The organism is Niabella aurantiaca DSM 17617, from assembly GCF_000374125.1.
Lineage (GTDB): Bacteria > Bacteroidota > Bacteroidia > Chitinophagales > Chitinophagaceae > Niabella > Niabella aurantiaca.
The window spans coordinates 54,201-71,417 of record NZ_KB893634.1; the positions used below are offsets into that span (position 1 = coordinate 54,201).

At 47.7% G+C, this 17,217-nt stretch carries 17 protein-coding genes; 16 read left to right on the plus strand and 1 reads right to left on the minus strand.

The annotated features are described in order from the left end of the window. The first annotated feature begins 95 nt into the window (after positions 1 to 95). The 6 genes from B160_RS0113075 to B160_RS0113110 all read left to right on the plus strand — a co-directional run bounded on the left by B160_RS0113075 (position 96) and on the right by B160_RS0113110 (position 9,136). Positions 96 to 2,003, plus strand: a complete 1,908-nt coding sequence (locus B160_RS0113075) for a S9 family peptidase (RefSeq protein WP_026309739.1) — start codon at positions 96 to 98, stop codon at positions 2,001 to 2,003. Between the two features lie 389 nt (positions 2,004 to 2,392). Then, positions 2,393 to 5,575, plus strand: coding sequence for a SusC/RagA family TonB-linked outer membrane protein (locus B160_RS0113085; protein ID WP_018628374.1), 3,183 nt, complete (start codon positions 2,393 to 2,395; stop codon positions 5,573 to 5,575). 10 nt (positions 5,576 to 5,585) lie between these two features. Beyond that, positions 5,586 to 7,454, plus strand: a complete 1,869-nt coding sequence (locus B160_RS0113090; protein WP_026309740.1) for a RagB/SusD family nutrient uptake outer membrane protein — start codon at positions 5,586 to 5,588, stop codon at positions 7,452 to 7,454. 112 nt (positions 7,455 to 7,566) lie between these two features. After that, complete coding sequence (locus B160_RS0113095; protein WP_169540059.1) at positions 7,567 to 7,845, plus strand: MutS-related protein; 279 nt, start codon at positions 7,567 to 7,569, stop codon at positions 7,843 to 7,845. Positions 7,846 to 8,069: 224 nt separating this feature from the next. Beyond that, positions 8,070 to 8,381, plus strand: coding sequence for a P-loop NTPase family protein (locus B160_RS0113105; protein ID WP_018628378.1), 312 nt, complete (start codon positions 8,070 to 8,072; stop codon positions 8,379 to 8,381). Between the two features lie 134 nt (positions 8,382 to 8,515). Continuing rightward, on the plus strand, positions 8,516 to 9,136 hold the full coding sequence (locus B160_RS0113110) for a GNAT family N-acetyltransferase (protein WP_018628379.1): 621 nt from the start codon (positions 8,516 to 8,518) through the stop codon (positions 9,134 to 9,136). Here the strand turns inward: B160_RS0113110 and B160_RS0113115 are convergent. Beyond that, a complete protein-coding gene (locus B160_RS0113115) occupies positions 9,131 to 9,829 on the minus strand; it encodes a basic secretory protein-like protein (RefSeq protein ID WP_018628380.1) in 699 nt (232 codons plus the stop codon). The two genes, B160_RS0113110 and B160_RS0113115, sit on opposite strands and share 6 nt — an antisense overlap. Positions 9,830 to 10,032: 203 nt before the next feature. Between B160_RS0113115 and B160_RS0113120 the strand changes: the two genes are divergently transcribed. The 10 genes from B160_RS0113120 to B160_RS32555 all read left to right on the plus strand — a co-directional run. After that, positions 10,033 to 11,313: a DUF4271 domain-containing protein gene (locus B160_RS0113120; protein WP_245562203.1), complete on the plus strand. Its 1,281-nt coding sequence runs from the start codon at positions 10,033 to 10,035 to the stop codon at positions 11,311 to 11,313. Positions 11,314 to 11,323: 10 nt separating this feature from the next. Continuing rightward, entirely contained in the window at positions 11,324 to 12,127 is an 804-nt protein-coding gene (locus B160_RS0113125; RefSeq protein WP_018628382.1) for a uroporphyrinogen-III synthase, read from the plus strand. 100 nt (positions 12,128 to 12,227) lie between these two features. Beyond that, the gene (locus B160_RS0113130) at positions 12,228 to 13,046 is read left to right on the plus strand and encodes an outer membrane protein assembly factor BamD (RefSeq protein WP_026309742.1); all 819 of its coding nucleotides are present in this window, start codon (positions 12,228 to 12,230) and stop codon (positions 13,044 to 13,046) included. After that, positions 13,021 to 13,362: a DNA-directed RNA polymerase subunit omega gene (locus B160_RS0113135; RefSeq protein ID WP_018628385.1), complete on the plus strand. Its 342-nt coding sequence runs from the start codon at positions 13,021 to 13,023 to the stop codon at positions 13,360 to 13,362. The genes B160_RS0113130 and B160_RS0113135 overlap by 26 nt, the downstream gene beginning before the upstream one ends. Positions 13,363 to 13,500: 138 nt before the next feature. Beyond that, entirely contained in the window at positions 13,501 to 13,710 is a 210-nt protein-coding gene (locus B160_RS0113140) for a hypothetical protein (RefSeq protein WP_157558050.1), read from the plus strand. Positions 13,711 to 13,853: 143 nt separating this feature from the next. Next, complete coding sequence (locus tag B160_RS32550; RefSeq protein ID WP_083927704.1) at positions 13,854 to 13,970, plus strand: Fic family protein; 117 nt, start codon at positions 13,854 to 13,856, stop codon at positions 13,968 to 13,970. Positions 13,971 to 14,222: 252 nt separating this feature from the next. Further along, positions 14,223 to 15,434 carry a bifunctional phosphopantothenoylcysteine decarboxylase/phosphopantothenate--cysteine ligase CoaBC gene (coaBC, locus tag B160_RS0113155; RefSeq protein ID WP_018628389.1) on the plus strand — a complete coding sequence of 404 codons (1,212 nt, stop codon included), beginning with the start codon at positions 14,223 to 14,225 and terminating at the stop codon, positions 15,432 to 15,434. Next, complete coding sequence (locus B160_RS0113160; protein ID WP_018628390.1) at positions 15,431 to 15,841, plus strand: DUF4296 domain-containing protein; 411 nt, start codon at positions 15,431 to 15,433, stop codon at positions 15,839 to 15,841. The genes coaBC and B160_RS0113160 overlap by 4 nt, the downstream gene beginning before the upstream one ends. Positions 15,842 to 15,868: 27 nt before the next feature. After that, positions 15,869 to 16,687 carry an aminotransferase class IV gene (locus B160_RS0113165; RefSeq protein ID WP_018628391.1) on the plus strand — a complete coding sequence of 273 codons (819 nt, stop codon included), beginning with the start codon at positions 15,869 to 15,871 and terminating at the stop codon, positions 16,685 to 16,687. Positions 16,688 to 17,064: 377 nt separating this feature from the next. Next, positions 17,065 to 17,217 (plus strand): transposase (locus tag B160_RS32555; RefSeq protein WP_169540061.1); only part of this gene is annotated, 153 nt, incomplete at its 3' end.

Here is a 17,217-nt window from a genome sequence, read left to right on the forward strand (position 1 = left end):
CGGGCAATGCGCAGCAAGCAGCGACAGGGCTCTAACCCGAAACTTTGAACCCAAAACCTGGAACAAAGAAAGTACCTTTGCACAAATTTTTTCATATGAGAAAATGCACCCTTGTTCTATCCATACTTTTTATGCTAAAAGCCAACGCACAACAACCCCTCAGTCCGGAAATGCTGCTAAAGCTGGGCCGGGTATCCGCCACAGGAATTTCGAAAGACCGGCAATCATTGCTCTATAAAGTGTCCACGCCTAATATTGCGGAAAACAAAATGGACACAAAAGACTATGCAATACCCCTCTCCGGCGGCCCTGCAACGGAGCTGACCGATGCTGCCGGCCTCGTGGAAAACAACCGCATCTCACCCGATGGCCGGTATATCCTGAGCAGCGACGCCGTCCTGCTAAAAAAAGTGCTGGGAACGGACCGCTATCCGGAGTTGGATAAAACATCTGCACAGGTGTACACCGCTCTCAATTACCGCCATTGGGACCGTTGGTTTGACGGCCGTTTCAGCCATGTATTCTTCGCGCCCTATACCGACGGGCAGGCGGGTGAAAAAAAGGATATCATGCCTGGCGAGCCCTATTTTTGTCCGCAGCAGCCATTTGGCGGGGACGAGGATTTCATCTGGTCGCCCGACAGCAAAAAGATCCTTTATGTAACCAAGAAAAAGTTCGGGACCGACTATGCAGTAAGCACCAACACCGATATCTATGAATACGATATTGCCACCGGGGCCACAAAGAACCTGACCGAAAACAATAAAGGCTACGATGTGGCCCCGGCCTTTAGCCCACAGGGTAAAATGGCCTGGCTGCAGATGAAAACCGAAGGTTATGAAGCAGATAAGAATGACCTGGTGGTGATGACCAACGGAACAACGGTAAACCTCACCGGTCACAACGACCAGATCAATGTATCTTCTTTTATCTGGAGCAGCGATGGCAAACACCTGTTCTTCATCGCCCCCATCAACGGAACCGAGCAGGTCTTTTCAGTGAACGATATTGGCCGCACGCGCATGCTGCCCCGCATTCAGCAGGTTTCCGGCGGCGATTTCGATGTAACATCCATTATTGCCCAAACCGGCGAAGAACTCATCGTAGCCCGGGAAGACATTTCCCACGCATCAGAGCTCTATAAGCTCAACATCAAAACGGGGACCCTTACACAGCTGACGCATGTAAACGATGCCGCCTATAAAAATATTGCCCCGGTCAGAACGGAGCGCCGCTGGGTAACGACCGCCGACAACAAAAAAATGATGGAATGGGTCGTTTATCCGCCCGATTTCGACCCCTCAAAAAAATATCCTACACTCCTGTATTGCCAGGGCGGGCCGCAATCCCCCACTACGCAGTTCCACTCGTATCGATGGAATTTTCATTTAATGGCCTCCCAGGGCTATATTATCGTGATCCCCTCCCGGCGCGGTATGCCGGGCTTCGGCACTCAATGGAATGCATCCGTAAGCAAAGACTGGGGCGGAAAAGTGATCCAGGATTACCTGGATGCCATCGACGATATTTCAAAGGAACCTTATGTAAATGTAACCCGGCGGGCAGCCGTGGGAGCCAGCTTTGGCGGGTACTCCGTTTTTGCCCTGGCAGGCTGCCATCAAAAACGGTTCAAAACATTCATTGCCCACGACGGCGTTTTTGATTTTACAGCAATGACGGGTACGACTGATGAACTATGGTTTGAACACTGGGAAAAAGGCGGCTACTATTGGGAAAAAGACAATAAAGCCGCACAACGCTCCTATGCGGCTTCTCCTTTAAACGCCGTAGCCAACTGGGATACTCCTATTATGATCGTCCAGGGAGGAAAAGACTACCGGGTACCCATCGAGCAGGGTCAGGGTGCCTTCCAGGCCGCACAGTTAAGAGGCATTAAAAGTAAATTCCTGTTCTTTCCGGACGAGAACCACTGGGTGCTAAAGCCGCAGAATGCTATGGTATGGCAACGCGAATTCTTCGCCTGGCTGAAAGAAACCCTGTAAGCTCCGCCTTGCAAAACAGGAATGATCACCCGGCCTTCTCCGGAAACCGGTTAGGATGCCTTATAAAAAACTTTCCGGTGCCAAAATGGTGCACAACATCCTGAACCTGCTTCTGTTGTTCAAAAAGCACCTTTTGGCGGCAAACGATTTACAACGTTTTCGTAAATCGTTCCCCCCTGTATGCTTGTTTTATTCATTAATTAATCATTAGATTTGTACTGCTTGAGCTTGAGAAATGTTATAATCGGATAACGATTGTATTTTTTAAAGAAATGTATTTGTACTGAACCATAATAGGCATTCCCTTCCGGGTGCGTCTATGGTCATGGGTATATAGTGCAAAGTACCTCGCAGAACGATCATTCCACTTAAATTAAACCAAATAAATCATGAGCAGCTGTAAGAACTGGATAATTGTATTTTTGACACTTATATGGGTCTGGAAAGCAGAACCATCCCTGGGTCAGAATAACCGGTGGACGGTTACCGGTGTTGTTACCAATCAAAGCGGTACCCCGTTGCCGGGGGTTACGGTCCTTGTTAAAGGTTCCACAACCGGAACCGTTACCAACCAAAAAGGTGCTTTTACCCTGCATGTGCCGGAGAAACCCGGTGCAAAGCTCGAATTCACTTCCACAGGGTATCAGCTCCTGGAAAAAGAGGTCAGTGGCAATGCGACCCTGGAGGTGGTCATGACCGCAGAAACCATGGGGCTGGATGAAGTGGTGGTGATCGGGTACGGTACCGCTAAACGGAAGGATCTTACCGGTGCCGTGGCTTCCGTACAGGCAACAAAACTGGAAAAAGAAGCACCCCGGTCCGTTCAGGACTTATTAAGGGGAAACGCAGCGGGTATCATCATCGGCCAGAGCAACCCGGGAAATACGGCAAGGGGCGATGCAGATATCCTGGTAAGAGGCTCCGGTACCCTCAAAGCAGGAAGCAGCCCTTTGAATGTTGTGGACGGTGTGATCTTCGACGGTACGTTTGCCGATTTGAACCCCAATGATATCCAGTCGATCGATATCTTAAAAGACGCCAGCGCAACCGCAGTATACGGAGCAAAGGCCGCCAATGGGGTGGTCTTGATCACAACCAAAAAGGGGGCCACCGGAAAGCCGCGGATCACGTTTAACGCCAACCTGGGGTTTGTGGAAAAAGCAGGTATGCCCCGTGTGATGAATGGCGATGAATTCCTGGCATGGCGGTACGATTACGAAGTAGGCAGGCGCACCGACGCAGACCTTCAGAAATACCCGGAAATGTTTGTGGATCCGCGTAAACTAACCAATGTGCAGCCACTGGACTGGTACAACTATGATCAGAAAACGCCGGTAACTTCGGTAACCGATGAGCAACTGCTCCGCGCCTGGCTGTCGCGGCTTGAGCTGAAATCACCGGAGATCGATAACTATATGGCCAACAAGGTTACCAACTGGCAGGACCTGGTTTTCCAGAAGGGTTTTCAGCAGGATTATACGGCAGCCGTTTCCAATAAAAATGAAAACTCAAGCTACTATTTTTCATTAAACTATGTAGATCGGGAAGGAATTGTAGTAGGAAACCGGTTTAAGAATTTCCGGACCCGGCTGAACCTGGAATCCAGGGTAGCTTCCTTCCTGAAGATTGGTGCCAACACCAATTTTGCCGTACGGAATGAAGGCTTCTTACAGGCAGACTGGGGCCAATCGGCGGTAATTTCTCCCTATGGCTCCAATAACATCGATGATCCGGCCAGCATCTATCAAAGACTGCCCACGGGTGATGCCACCCCGGTAAACCCGTTTTACGACAACCAGTTCCGGGACCGAAAAGACCTGTCCAGTACCCTGAACTCAAGTCTTTATGGTATTATAACCTTACCCTTTGGCTTTGAGTTTCAGTCCAACTATACCCCCTCCTTTTCCTGGGATGAATACTACAATCACGAATCTTCATTGAGCTCGCAATGGAACGCAAAAGGAGGCGGCAGCGAGCGCCGGTTTGAGAAAACCTTCAACTGGCAGATCGATAACGTGCTGCGCTGGAAGCGGCGCTTTGACATCCATAATTTTGAAGTGACCCTGTTGCAAAATGCCGAAAAGGGGCAATACTGGATGACCAAGGCCACCACATCCGGCTACAGTCCGAGTGATATCCTGGGGTACCACCGCATCCAGGCCGGTACCGTTCCGCTCAATGAAAGTAATGATACCTATAGGACCGGGGACGCCCTGATGGCCCGTTTGTTCTATTCATTAAAAGACCGGTACATGCTCACTGCATCAGTACGGAGGGACGGCTATTCCGCATTCAGCGTACAAAATCCCCGGGCCACCTTCCCGGCCCTGGCCTTTGCCTGGGATGTTTCTGAAGAAAATTTCATGAAAAATACTTCCTCCTGGTTGGATTTTGCCAAACTGCGGCTTTCCTGGGGAAAGAACGGGAACCGGGATATCGGCCAGTATGATGCCCTTTCAGACATGACCTCGGGCCTGCACCCTTATATTGATCAAAAAGGAAATGTGTATGTTGGGTCACAGCTCTATGTAAACCGCATGCCCAGCATCAACCTCAGATGGGAAAGCAAGGCTTCTTACAACGTCGGCGTGGATTTTTCCCTGTTTAAAAGCAGGCTGAGCGGCACGATCGATGTTTATACAGCTACTACGAACGACCTGCTGGTAGACCGTGCCCTGCCGGAGATCATCGGCTTCAACAGCGTGGCGGCAAACCTGGGTCAGCTAAACAACAAGGGATTTGAGTTCAGCCTCAATGGTATCCTGATACAGAAGAAAGATTTCGACTGGAACAGCTCCTTTATTTTCATGCTGAACCGCAGGAAGATCGTGCATTTATACGGTGATATGATCGACGTAAAGGATGCCAACGGCAATGTGATCGGCCAAAAAGAAGCCGATGATATCAAGAACCGCTGGTTCATAGGCAGGGATCCTGACCAATTCTGGAATTATGAACGCGTGGGCATATGGCAGGTTGGTGAAGAAGCTGCCGCCAAAAAGTATGGAAATGCACCCGGCGACTTTAAATACAAAGATCAGAACGGAGACAGCCTGATGACGGATGCGGACAGGGTATTCCTTGGCTATAAAAGCCCGCGGTTCCGGTGGACCTGGAGGAACGATTTTAATTATAAGAGCCTCAGTCTTTCTATCTTTATTTATTCCAGCTGGGGCCAGAAAGAGCAGTTTAACCGGGCGGCCAACAACAATAGTTTCCCCGACAGGGCCACCGATTATGTACAGCCCCGCTGGACGCCTGATAACCCCATCAACGACTATGCCCGGATCGGCTCTAAAAACATTGGCACCAATTATGTGGAACGGTCCTTTATACGTTTGGACAATGTTTCTTTGTCCTACTCCGTGCCTCAATCCTGGCTAAATGCCATAAAGGCTCAAAGCCTGCGCATTTCCGCTGCAGTACGAAATGTGGCGTTCTGGGCTCCTTATTGGAAATACGGGGATCCCGAATCCGGGGGCTACCGGACCCGGAACAGCGACGGGAACGAATATACCCCGGGACAACCGACTCCCCGTACCTATAACTTAAGCCTCAATCTGACACTTTAATTTTATCGCCATGAATCGCAATACACTCCATAAAAGACTTTTACTTTTTTCATTAATACTCTTAACGCTCCTCTCCTGTAATAAAGACTGGCTGAAACCCAAGCCACTTTCCTTTTACGAACCGGGAGTTGCCCTGTCCGACGCAAGGGGCCTTTACTCCACATTAACGGCCTGTGAGCGCAATATGCGGCATGAATATTTTGGGGATGCGGCTCCTATCCTTACGGAGATCATACAATCCGAAGTAGCGGTTGAAGGGACCACCGATAAGGCCGGCCCCCAAATGGACATGGATATTTCCCTAATGCCTGACGCGCAGCTAAACCATACCGATTACACCAAGGTCGGCTGGTACTGGTATGAAGGATATAAGGGTGTTAAATATGCAAACACGGTAGTTTCGTGGATCGACAAAGCGACCTACAAGGATGAAAACGAAAAAAACGCCATCCTGGGCGCTGCCTATTTTCAAAGGGCCTACCGGTATTTTAAACTGGTACATCAGTTTGGGGATGTTCCTTTTATTGACCACGAGATCATTGAGCCCAAATATGATTTTTATTCATCCGACCGGTGGAGCATACTGGCGCGTATCAAAAAGGATCTTGAGTTTGCATACGAATGGGTCCCTGACAATGTGGACCGTGGCCGTACTTCAAAATCAGCGTGTGGCGTGCTGCTGATGAAAGTATGCATGGCCCTTACGGATTTTGACCGGGCCATCGAAGTGGGCAAGGAAATTGTAGCGGAGCACCCGTTGATGAAGGAGCGGTTCACTTCCAATAAAAAAAGTGAGCATGGCAACCTGATGACGGACCTGCACAGCGTGGAAGCCAAGCTGGATATGACGAATACGGAAGGACTGATGTACGTCGTTTCCTATCCCGAAGTAGACGGATCAGACCGGATTCAGACCATGCGGAATGCCGTGCCCTACTGGAACAGCGGCAATATCAAGACCCCGGATGGCAAAACAGGAACCATCTCTCCCTCACCGGAAGATACACCCGACAGTCTTAATCTCAATGAGACCTATGGGCGCGGGATCGGGCGTTTACGCCCCACCTGGTATTCAACCAATGAAATATGGCGCGCCGATAAAGAAGCCAATGATATGAGGGGCATTTATAATCACGATAGCTGGAAACGGATGGAAGACCTGAGATACAATGAGCCCAAGCTTAAGAGCAGCAATAATCCCTGGTACGGCAAACACTTTGTAAAGCCTGCCGCCATGAGTGTGGAAGACACCATCCGGCTCTGGTTTTCCTGGCCTCACTACAAAATATTTGTTCCAGACCCCCTGCAAACCACCTGGGCTGGGGGCGAAACGCCCTGGTATATCTACCGCTCCGCAGAGGTGTACCTGATGCTGGCAGAGTGCTATTACTGGAAAAATGATCCAGGATCGGCTGTCGTTGCCCTGAACGAAGTACGTACGCGGGCCGGGGCAGAGCCGCTGACCGCAGCCGATGTCAACATCGGGGAGATCCTGGACGAGCGGGCCCGCGAGCTTTATTATGAAGAGAACCGGCATATTGAACTGGTACGGATCGCTTACACCTATGCCAAGACCGGCAAGCCCTGTGAGATATTCGGCGGACACGTTTACAAACTCGAAAACATCAGCGGACCAGGCGGGGCTAACTCCAACGTAAAGCAGATGGGGGTCAATTTCTGGTATGACCGGGTAGTAAGCAAAAGTAATTTTTACAACAAAGGTGTAAAACACAAATGGGCTGAATATAAAGTGAGCGTACATCATATCCTATGGCCGGTACCCGCCAATGTGATCAATACGAATTTAAAGGGCGTTATCAATCAGAACATCGGCTACCCCGGGGCAGAAAAGAACGTAGCCCCACTGATCGTAGAATAAAGCAAGACAACGTTTCATTTGGTAAAGGCCGTCCGTTTCCGGGCGGCCTTTTTCTTTTTAAAATAACACCTTCATCCCCTTGCAAAACTTTATGAAATCCTTAGACCCCGTTATGATCCCAATACCAACGAAAGCCGGTAATTTCAATATCTGTGTTTTTTTGGCGCATACCGGTACTGCAGTGCCCGCAAGTGCGGCAGCAATACCCTTTTTTGAGCACATCGCGGTTTTCATCAATCACCGGGATGATCTCCGGAACGGGTACAGTCATTTTATGTACGAGATCAAAAACCTCAAAAGCCTGCTCTTAGAAGCAACAGCAGGAAAACGGTCCGCCATATCCTTTTATTATCCCGGTTCTACCGGAGCTTTACTCTGTTCTCCCTGGTAGCGGATATGGCGGCAGCAATGTTATACGGAAAATACGGGGCCGGCATCTTTCCCATGTTATGGTTCCTCAAGTCAGCCTCCTTTCTTTTTTCCTACTATATCATCAACAAACGAAAAAAAATGAATATTACTACTATTATACCCAGGGCATTTCCCGTAAACAGATCTGGATACCGATCGCCATTTCCGACATGCTTCTTTTTTTAATCATTACCTGTTGCTTTCATGCCTGAAGCCACTCCTCCATACCTTTTCGCCGGGGGCATCCGGCTCTCATTGAACCACAGGATCATTCTTTCTGATATCCGCCTTCAATGTCACCCATACCAGGCTACCGGCCTGCTGGGAAGGAATGGCTCCGGCAAAAGCTGTAATCTCTATATCTTAAACAATGGCAAAACCTATTTAGCTACAACGGATGAGGACCTGGCTTTATTGGCATATACATCCGGGGAAGCCTCTAAGCAGTCGGAAAAATTTCATTATAAATGCTTTCATCAATTGACCGGATCCCGGGCAAAGGGCCCTTCAAAATAATCCGTTCTCTAATCCACAAAACGGAGTGCATGCCCTTTTTCTGCAGCGCTGTATTCTTTGCGAAGAGAGGGCTTTGTTGTTCTCCCGTCTCTGACGGGTCGGGTAGACATGAAAGAACAATAAGAACTCAAAAAATGTTACGCCTCTCAAAGCGCTATACAACCATTAACTTTGGTTTTTTATCACCCTTCATTCAATTTCATATGACTGGTCAGCAGATCATAGCTCCTTTCTCCATTCAGCCGCTCCTCGAAAATGCGGATGTAAAACTCCTGCCGTTGAAGGAAGACGACTTTGAACAACTATACGCCGTCGCTTCAGACCCGGACATTTGGCAAATGCATCCCAACAGGAACCGTTACGAGCAACCGGTGTTCAAAACCTTCTTTGAAGGCGCCTTGCAAAGCGGAGGCGCCTTTCTTTGCAGGGTGCTCCCCTCCGGCGGGCTGGCCGGGAGCACCCGGTTTTACAACTACAGCCCCGATGACAACAGCATTTTTATCGGCTATACTTTTTATGCCACCCGGTTTTGGGGCACAGGGCTAAACACCCAGGTAAAAAAACTAATGCTGGACTATATATTCCGGTTTGTGAACATCGTTTATTTTCATGTGGGTGCCGAAAACTACCGCTCACAAAAAGCTATTGAAAAGCTGGGTGCCCTGAAACTAAAAGAAGAATGGATCGCCTATCACGGCGAGCCTGACCGGTTAAATTTCGTCTACTGTATCCGCCGCGAACAATGGTCTCTATAAGGCCGGATCTTTTGAATACGCGGACCAGAGCTCATCCAGTGATCTGCCAGTGATCTGTTTCCAACTATCTTTATTATAGGAATGATCCCGCAAAACCTTATTCAGTGCCTTTACGGATCCATCTTTTACCCTGGCTTCTATCCAGGCCAGGAACCGCGCCGTTACCCGGTATCCATCTGAATATTTCTGCTGATCTGTGTATTCCGGTAATTTCCAGCGTCCGCCTTCATTGTCGATCCCATATTTAAACCGGATATAATCGGCAATTCCTTCGGTGATCCACCATGGGCCAACACTCCTCCCATAAGCTTGTACAATATGCATCACTTCATGCGTAACCACGTCAATATCACCCGGATTCTTTGCAAACCATCTGGGGTCGTACACCACGTTCCCTCGACCGGTAGCCGCCACACCATGATAGGCGGTATCTATTTTAAAATAGACCTCTTTTGCCGCATCCCTATTAAAATCCTCCACCAATTTCGGGTAAACGGTAAAAAAAGCATCTACCATCCGCTTCTTAACCGCTGCACTAAAGTCCGCAGCATTTGATGTAAAATGTAATACATACCCCTTTTTCTCAAAACGGTTGCTTTCATAATTAAACGCAGAATCCCGGGTTGCATTCACTGCAGCCTCCGAAGAAACACTGCATATAAAAAAACCAGCCAGTAATAAACAAGATTTCATAAACACTTTTTAACAACAGGAAAGTATCACAATTCCGGCAATAGAACAAATCGATTCTTCGCATTCCTGCAGGTCAAAATTCAAAAATGCCGTGTACCCTATCTTTTTCGGTAATATTGAGGCCGGCTTGTTATTTTTGTGCTTTCAAAGAAAAGCCTGTTTTGATCCGCTTAGCAATTATATTTTTTCTGAGTTTCTTTTTCTTGAGCACCCTTTCTGCTCAAAAAAAAGACAGTGCAAAAGATCAGCCGCAGACAAGGTCGGCATCAAAAACGGATACCAATAGAAAAAATACTCTTGCACAACCGGCTTCAAAGAAACAATCCGCTGCAGGAAAAAAGAGCACTACCCCGGTAAAACCGGCAACAGATAAGGCAAAAGCAACCCGGCAACCCGCCGTTTCCGGCAATAAGAAAACAGCTCCGCAAAAAGACACCGTAAAGAAAAAAGATACGGTTGCAAAACCAGTGGTCAAGCCGGTTACAAAAAAAGACTCTGCAACGGCAAAGAAAGCAGGCGCCCAGGCCGGTTTAAAACAGGACTCCGCAGGAAGAACAGGGCAGCAATCTCCTGTAAAAAAGGACACCGTAACAAGGCCGGCAACCGCAGTTGCAGTACACGCCCGCCCCCATCTCCCGGACTCCACACGCATAAAAGCAGCAATTGCCGATAGTTTGAAAGAACAGGCAAGGGGAACAAAGCTGGAAAGGGATTTTGCCCGCACACAACAGATCCTTGCGGGGCATCCCTACTATGCCTTCTCGGCCCAACCCATCATTACACCCTACAGCAAACGGCATAAACAAACAGGTGAAGAGATCTATTTTTACACACTTGCCGGTATCATGTTATTGTTTGCAGGGTTTAAGACCGCATTTGCAAAATACTTCGAAGACCTGATCACCCTGTTCTTCAGGCGTACACTGAAACAGCGCCAATTGCAGCAACAGCTGAGTCAGAATACCCTGCCTTCTTTTCTCTTTAACATTTTGTTTGTATTTACGGCCGGCTATTACCTGGCGCTGATGGCAGAGCAGCTTGCTGGAAACGAACAGGCTTATCCTTTTTGGCAGTTGTTCTCTTTTGCAGCCATCTTTGTGTCCTTTGCCTATCTGGCAAAATTCTTCCTGTTAAAATTATTCGGCTGGCTCTTCAAGCTGCAGCACCTTACGGATGCATACATCTTCCTGATCTTCCTGGTGAACAAGATCCTGGTGCTGTTCCTGCTTCCGGTAATTGTGGTCACATCCCTGGGAGGCACGGGCATTAAAACCATTATCTGGACACTGAGCTGGCTGATCATCGGGGCGCTATTCCTTTATCGCTTTACGGTTGCCGTTCAGATGGTGCAGAAGAGTAACAAGGTCAGTCTTTTTCATTTCTCCATCTATTTCATCGCATTTGAGCTGCTGCCTGCCTTTGTAATCTATAAGTTTATTTTACACTTTTTAACGGGGAATAGCGTACCTTTGCACACAATTTAGGTGAATTTTAATGTCAAGTAACGTAGCAACAAAACCCATAGCGAAGCCTGAAGCTGGAAAAGTACAACACATACTCATCAGCCAGCCAAGACCAAAGAGCGAAAAATCTCCCTATTTCGACCTTGAAAAAAAACATGGTGTAACCCTGGATTTTGAAACACTGATCATGCTGGAGCCTATTTCCGGAAAAGATTTCAGACGCCAAAAGATCAGCATTCCCACCTATACAGGAGTTATCTTTACCAGTCGCAACGCCATTGATCACTTTTTCAGGACCTGTGAGGAAATGAAGATCAATGTATCGCAGGACACGAAATACTTCTGTATCACAGAAGCGGTGGCTCTTTATCTTCAAAAGTTCATCCTCTACCGCAAAAGAAAGGTCTTTTATGGTACGGACGGCAGCAATAAAAGCCTGCTTGATGTGATCAACAAGCACAAAGAAAACCTCAATTTCCTGTATGTATGCTCTGAGAATCAGCAGGATAATGAGATCATCAGTTGGCTGAAACAGCATGATTGTGCGTTTGACCTGGCTTTCATGTATCGCACCAAAAGCAATGACGTAAAAAAATCATTGGCCAATATAAAGTTTGATGTCCTTTGCTTTTTCACACCCAGCGGCATAAAAAGCTGGTTTGACAATTTTCCTGATTTCAAACAGAACGAAATGGTGATCGGCACTTTTGGTGATAACACCCGGGAAGCGGCGAAAAAAGCAGGACTGACCCCTCAAATCGTAGCTCCCCTCCCCAAAACCCCCAGCATGATCACCGCCCTGGACCAGTTTCTGGCCAGCAACAACGAAAAATAAGCAAACAAGCGGCTCTTTATCAAAAGCTTAACGACTCATATTTTGGGTAGCTAAGGTTTTTATGAATATTTGCATGGTTATAGTTAACTTTGCAAACTTTATGAGGTTTTTTGTCATCATTTCCGCCTTGTTTTTAATGTCGTCCTGCGGGCCTGGCATGAATAAGATTTTAAAGAGCAAGGATGCTGCCTATAAATTGAAAATGGCAGACGCCTTTTATGCCAAAAAGAAATACAATAAGGCACAGCTGGTGTACGAAGATATTTTACCCTATTACAAAACCACGCCCCAGTTCCAGGACATTTACTATAAGTACGCTTACTCCGCCTATTATCAAAGGGACTACGCCATGGCCGAGAACTATTTCAAAACATTCCTGGAGAGCTTTCCCAACAGTCCGAAATCCGAGGAAGTCGAATACATGCGCGCCTTTGCCTTCTATAAGCAGTCACCCAAGCCGGAGCTGGATCAAAGCAATACGTTTAAGGCCATAGGGTTTATGCAAACCTTCATCAATACGCACCCCAATTCTGTGCGGCTTCCGGAGGCGAACAGGATCCTGGACGAGCTTAGAAAAAAACTGGAGACAAAAGACTATAAAAGTGCAAAGCTTTATTATGATATGGGATTTTACAGGGCCGCAGGGGTTAGCTTTGCCGCATTGTTAGAGAACTTTCCGGAATCCCAGGTGGCAGATGAATACAAAATGATGTCTGTAAAGTCTTATTATCTTTTTGCCGAAAACAGCATTGTTAACAAGAAGTCCGAGCGCTTTAAAGAAGTGATGGATGAATGCAGGGAGTTCCTCGATCGCTTCCCGGAAAGTAAATATAAAGCCGATATTGAAAAATATATGGCCATGTCACAAACACAAATTCAAAAATTTAGTAATAATGAGCAAATTAAGAAGGCATCTTAGTGTCGGTACTCCCAGCAGTGTTGAAACAAAAAGCCTGCAGGAGATAAAAAACAAAACCGGCAATATCTATGAATCCATTGCCATTGTTGGTAAAAGAGCCAACCAGATCAACATTTCCATCAAGGAAGAGTTGCACAACAAACTGGATGAATTTGCCAGCCATACCGACACATTGGAAGAGATCCATGAGAATAAAGAGCAGATTGAAATTTCAAAAGCATACGAAAGAATGCCCAATCCTGCGCTTTTAGCTACCCAGGAGTTTCTTGACGATAAAATCTACTACCGCAAAGCTGAAGACGAGTTGTTCAGCTAACGATCGGTCATTCTATTCTGAATACAGCCGCAACGGATCGATGGGTCCATTGCGGCTGCTTCATGATATGGCTTGCCGGTGGTATATACAAGAAATACCTCCCGTCCCTCCCTGCGGATTTTATGTATATTTATACAGGTGGATCCTATAAAAGGACCTTTAAGCACCTATGCGCAGATGCTCAGCAACTACAGGGAACAGGTTGCCAATAAGTTTTCTATACCCGCCCTGTTTGAATACAACGAGGTCCTGGGTCATTTCAATACCTACGAGTTTTTGCTCAAAAATCTTCAGTTCAGCTTATCAGAAGAGCTATTGATAAAAGTGCATACGATCGGCCCCGACTAAAAACACCGTCGAATATCTAAAAGATACCAACCCGGTGAATATACCCGGACTCAAATGGCAGCAGGAAACATCATTTCTCCGGATCATGACATCAGTATTGAAAATGTACCGCATTTAATGAGTCAGACCCAAAAAAGCGCAGGATGCGGGAAGAACGCATCCATTGGAGATCAGTGTCCGGTTTTCATAACTATTTCGTCTATCTGCACCCCTTTCCCGACGGCAATAGCCGGATCCCCCACGTTTTTCAAATTTACTGATAAAGGCCAACTATCCAATCTTAATTATCAACAGTGATCAAAAAAAGCATATACCGAAGCGTTAAAAAAATCGCACAAACACCCGGATCGGAATATTATAAGTACCTTTTCTATAACTATCGCGGTTTCAGGAATGGAGCAGGAAATAAAAAAAATCCGGGTACCCATTGCACCTTCAAAAAAAGCAACAGGAAACCGGCCCGCGTCAAAAAACAAAGGCATCTCCTTTAGTTTTTGACTTATTTTTGATAAATGTTAGCAGGCAAAAAAATAGCCATCGGCATCAGTGGCAGCATTGCAGCGTATAAGATCATTCACCTGGTGCGGCTTCTGGTAAAACAAAAGGCCGTTGTAAAAGTGATCATGACCCCTTCTGCGAGGGATTTTGTATCGCCGCTTACACTGTCCACACTTTCAAAAAATGAAGTGCTCATAGATATGGCATCCGGCAATACCTGGGCCAATCATGTGGAGTTGGGGAGATGGGCGGATCTTTTGTTGATAGCACCATTAAGCTGCAACACACTGGCAAAAATGGCGCAGGGGCATTGCGATAACCTCCTGCTTTCCGTTTACCTTTCTGCAACCTGCCCGGTAATGGTCTCTCCCGCCATGGATGAAGATATGTGGCAGCATCCTGCCACGCAAAAGAACATCGGGATCTTAAAGAAATTTGGCCATACCGTGCTGGCTCCGCATCATGGCGAGCTGGCCAGCGGGCTGATCGGTGAAGGCCGCATGGAAGAGCCGGAAATGATCCTGGCACATATTCAATCGTTCCTCGGAGATACGACGGATAAAAGCCTGGAAGGGAAAAATGTGCTGGTGACCGCCGGGCCCACCTATGAGGCCATCGACCCCGTCCGTTTTATCGGGAACCACTCTTCAGGAAAAATGGGCTATGCCCTGGCAAAAGAATGCCGCAGGCGCGGCGCGACGGTCACCCTGGTATTGGGCCCTGCACCCGCCGTACTTGAGCAGGACCTTTCGGATATCACGCTCATCAAAGTTACCGCCGCAGAGGAAATGTACCAGGCCTGTATGGATCATTTTGAATCTGCAGACATTGCCCTGATGGCAGCTGCAGTAGCTGACTACAGACCGGCCGCCGTTAGCGATACGAAAATAAAGAAACAGGAATCCGGCCTTGAGTTGAACCTGGTAAAAACCCGGGATATCCTCGCGGCCCTGGGCGCCATCAAAACCAACCGGCAGGTTCTGCTTGGCTTTGCCCTGGAAACCAACGATGAAGAGGCACACGCGCTTGAAAAGCTTCATAAAAAGAATGCCGACTATATTGTATTGAACTCGTTAAACGACGGGGCAGCCTTTGGAGCAGATACCAACAAGGTAACGGTCTTCACAAAAACAGGCGAAAAATTCGGATTTGCGTCCAAATCGAAACAGGCTATAGCAAAGGATATCCTGGATATCATTGTAAAAACGGACATAACAACAATATGAACAAATTACTTCCTTTACTGGTACTCAGCATCACCCTTGCCGCCTGCGGACTTGGGCGACCCAAAGATATCCTGCCCCGGGAAAAGATGCAGGCCGTCCTGTGGGATATTGCCAAAGGCGGCGAATTTGTCAACGGCTACGTATATTACCGCTACCCCAACCTGAACCGCGCAGTGGTTAACCAGCAGGTGCTCAAGCAGATCTTTACGCTGCACAAGATCTCAAAAAAGGATTTCGAAAAAAGTCTTGAATACTACCAGCGTAAGCCCGATGTTTTTGTAGCCATGCTGGATTCCATCAACGCCCAGCAAACACGTGTAAAGAAGGACACGCTCCAGAGCGCTGCTGCAGACTCCTCCGCTAAGCCGGCCAAAACACCACTGCCTCCCGCTACCCAGGTAAAATAATTCCGTTCGTCTTTTATACATTCTGCCATGCACGATCTATGCTTTAACGGAGTTTTTTCAGATGCGGGCACACCCGTTATTCCGGCAGCCAATAAAGGCTATCGCTATGGGGACGGCTTTTTCGAAACCCTTCGGGTGCACCGTTCGGCAATTCCTTTATGGAGCTTTCACCGGAACAGGATCCTCAAAAGCATGGACCTTTTGGACTATTCATTTGCAGCGGGCATATCCGTTGCGCATCTTTATGACCAGATCATAGAGCTATGTACCAGAAACCAATGCAGGGAGAATGCCCGGGTGCGGTTGTCCTTTTCGAACGGGAACGGGGGCCTCTTTGACCAGTCGGCAACGAATTACTTAATAGAAGCCACACCCCTTACCCCGCTAAATATTGCCGGAGTCGGGCTGGTACTTGGCCTGTACCCCGAAATGCAGAAAGAGCGGCACTGCTTTTCCGGGCTAAAACTGGCGAATGCGCTTTTATTCAGCCGCGCTGCGCAATTTTGCACGCGGCAGGGGTGGGATGATTGCCTGATCCAGAATAGCCGCCACCAGGTAATCGAATCCTGTATTTCGAACCTGTTCTGGATCCGCGGAAAACAGCTGTTTACGCCGCCGGTAACGGAAGGCTGCGTGGAAGGCGTATTCCGGGCTTACCTGATGGCTGCCGAACCCGGAATTAAGGAAGAGTCCTGCACCCCGGAAACCCTGAAAGAAGCCGACGAACTTTTTCTTACCAATGCGCTACGGGGTGTCCGGGAAGTGTTCCGGTTTGAAGACAAAACCTATGCCGGTCATCAGACCGCCGCATTGTGTCAGCGGCATCACGGGTTGCTTTTTCCCTGAGGAGCTGTTTAGCGCCGGGTTTCGCCCCCGTTTTGGCTTTTTGCCGCCAAACTCAGAATACGCTGAGGTACAGTATTCCTCTTTAGCTGCCTGGTGTCTTTGCGATCTTGTAATAACCTAAATATGCCGCCGCTCATTTGCGTCGCTGCGTGAAACAATGCCACAGCGTCACTGAAACGCTGAAATTCTTTTAGGACTGTTTGAGATGGCTACGGGAGCACGGTAGTAACATAAAAAGACCCGTGTTGCTGCTCCTCAAAGGCAAGCATAGGAAATACATCCGTTTTCTTTAGAAGTCATCTCAAAAGTCAGGAATAATGTGAATAGTTAATAAATAGTTCTTTGAATTAGGGGTCAAGAGTATGAAACTTGCGGTTATGGATTTAACAGTAACGCAATGGGAAGAGGTTTTGCCTGTAATTAAAAAGGCAGCCCCAGTCAAAATAGTTAGTGGTCGTCCACGTCAGGATGATCGGAAAATCCTGAATGGAATACTTTGGATCTGTCGGACGGGAGCACCCTGGAAAGAC

Excerpts from the sequence above, each read along its gene's own strand:
- B160_RS32550 (WP_083927704.1), top strand. The coding sequence starts at position 13,854 with ATGCGGGAAGAACGCATCCATTGGAGATCAGTGTCCGGTTTTCATAAC.
- B160_RS0113090 (WP_026309740.1), top strand. The coding sequence starts at position 5,586 with ATGAATCGCAATACACTCCATAAAAGACTTTTACTTTTTTCATTAATA.
- B160_RS0113105 (WP_018628378.1), top strand. The coding sequence starts at position 8,070 with ATGCCTGAAGCCACTCCTCCATACCTTTTCGCCGGGGGCATCCGGCTC.
- B160_RS0113160 (WP_018628390.1), top strand. The coding sequence starts at position 15,431 with ATGAACAAATTACTTCCTTTACTGGTACTCAGCATCACCCTTGCCGCC.
- B160_RS0113115 (WP_018628380.1), bottom strand. The coding sequence starts at position 9,829 with ATGAAATCTTGTTTATTACTGGCTGGTTTTTTTATATGCAGTGTTTCT.
- B160_RS0113125 (WP_018628382.1), top strand. The coding sequence starts at position 11,324 with ATGTCAAGTAACGTAGCAACAAAACCCATAGCGAAGCCTGAAGCTGGA.
- B160_RS0113110 (WP_018628379.1), top strand. The coding sequence starts at position 8,516 with ATGTTACGCCTCTCAAAGCGCTATACAACCATTAACTTTGGTTTTTTA.
- B160_RS0113075 (WP_026309739.1), top strand. The coding sequence starts at position 96 with ATGAGAAAATGCACCCTTGTTCTATCCATACTTTTTATGCTAAAAGCC.
- B160_RS0113135 (WP_018628385.1), top strand. The coding sequence starts at position 13,021 with ATGAGCAAATTAAGAAGGCATCTTAGTGTCGGTACTCCCAGCAGTGTT.
- coaBC (WP_018628389.1), top strand. The coding sequence starts at position 14,223 with ATGTTAGCAGGCAAAAAAATAGCCATCGGCATCAGTGGCAGCATTGCA.
- B160_RS0113130 (WP_026309742.1), top strand. The coding sequence starts at position 12,228 with ATGAGGTTTTTTGTCATCATTTCCGCCTTGTTTTTAATGTCGTCCTGC.
- B160_RS0113085 (WP_018628374.1), top strand. The coding sequence starts at position 2,393 with ATGAGCAGCTGTAAGAACTGGATAATTGTATTTTTGACACTTATATGG.
- B160_RS0113165 (WP_018628391.1), top strand. The coding sequence starts at position 15,869 with ATGCACGATCTATGCTTTAACGGAGTTTTTTCAGATGCGGGCACACCC.
- B160_RS0113095 (WP_169540059.1), top strand. The coding sequence starts at position 7,567 with ATGATCCCAATACCAACGAAAGCCGGTAATTTCAATATCTGTGTTTTT.